Annotated in this window: 1 protein-coding gene; it reads left to right on the forward strand. The window is 70.5% G+C overall.

Annotation, left to right across the window (positions count from 1 at the left end; genetic code table 11):
• Window positions 1–144 precede the first annotated feature (144 nt).
• Entirely contained in the window at window positions 145–1,425 is a 1,281-nt protein-coding gene (locus ACFFRH_RS44155; RefSeq protein WP_386164165.1) for a mannosyltransferase family protein, read from the forward strand.
• Window positions 1,426–1,454 lie beyond the last annotated feature (29 nt).

Genomic DNA, 1,454 nt, shown 5'->3' on the forward strand with positions numbered 1-1,454 from the left:
GTGGAAGTTTCACGGCGGGGCGGGGCGTCCCGCCACCGGGCGGAAGCGGTCTTCGCAGGAGACGAGCGGGGACGGGCCGGCACGGAAGGATCATGCCGTGGGCAACCGGTTGCCCGGATTCTGCGGCTACATAAGGATTCTCGCGTGACTGATCGCGCGCCCGCCGGGCCGGTGGAGATCACGGAGCCGGAACCGGCCGACGCGGAACCCGGCGCACGTCCCGGCGAGACGACCGCCGAGACTTCCGGCGAGACGACCGGCGAAACTTCCAGCAAGACGACCGGCGAGTCAACCGGTGAGGTGGCCGGGCAGCGGTGGGTGCCCAGGTTCCTGACCGACCCCGGCGACCGGCTGGCCCTGCTCCTCTGGGCGCTGTCGCACGTCGGTGTGCTGATCTACGCCTACCTGGCCGGCCCTGGCCGGACCACCGACCCCTTCCTCAACCGGTTCACCCGCTGGGACGCCGAGAACTTCATCGCCATCGCCCAGTTCGGCTACGACGGCCCCCCGGGCATGCAGGACGCCGGGAAGCTGCCGGCGTTCTTCCCCGGCATGGCGATACTGATCAAGGTGATGCGGCCGGTCGTCGAGGACGGCCGACTGGCCACGATGATCATCTCGCTGGTGGCCAGCGCGGTGCTCGCGGTGGCGCTGTCGCGGCTCGCCGAGACGTACGCGGCAGGCAGCGGCCGGTACGCGGTGGCGGCGCTGTTCCTCAGCCCGTTCGCCGTGTTCCTGTACTCCGGCTACTCGGAGGCGCTGTTCCTCGCCCTGGCCGTCTCGGCGTGGCTGCTCGCCAGGAACGGCCGCTGGGAGGACGCCGCGCTGTGCGCCACCGGAGCCGCCACGGTGCGCATCTCCGGCCTGTTCCTGGCCTTCGGGCTGCTCGTCATGTTCCTGGTGGCGGAGAACGGCCGCAAACGCCCGGGCGGGTGGCGCCTGCTGCCCTGGCTCGCGCTCCCCGGTGTGCCGCTCGTGCTGTACAGCGTCTACCAGTGGACCCGCACCGGCGACTGGCTGGCCTACAACTCGGTGCAGGACCGGTTCTGGGGCCGGCACGCCGTCTGGCCGTGGGAGGCGCTCGCCAACACCTGGAGCATGTCCGACGACGTCGCCTCGCTCACCACGTCCTACTACGAGGAGATCATCTCGGCCGCGGTGCTGCTGGTGCTGGCCGGCTGCCTCGCGGTACGGCGCAAGTGGCCGGAGTTCGCGTACATCACCCCCCAGGTGCTGTCCTTCCTCACCCTGTCGTCGTTCTACATGTCGATCGGCCGGGGGTCGCTGACCTGGTTCCCCCTGTGGATCGCCATCGGCGTCGCGGGGGTGCGAAGACCCTGGGTGTGGCTGGTGAGCATGGCCATCATGATCCCGGTCATGGCGATCAACACCGGGAACTTCACCACCGGCGCGTGGATCGGCTGACACCGCCCGCGCCCGGCACTCCGCCCGCG

The sequence above is a fragment of the Streptosporangium vulgare genome (genome assembly GCF_042428775.1).
Classification (GTDB): domain Bacteria; phylum Actinomycetota; class Actinomycetes; order Streptosporangiales; family Streptosporangiaceae; genus Streptosporangium; species Streptosporangium vulgare.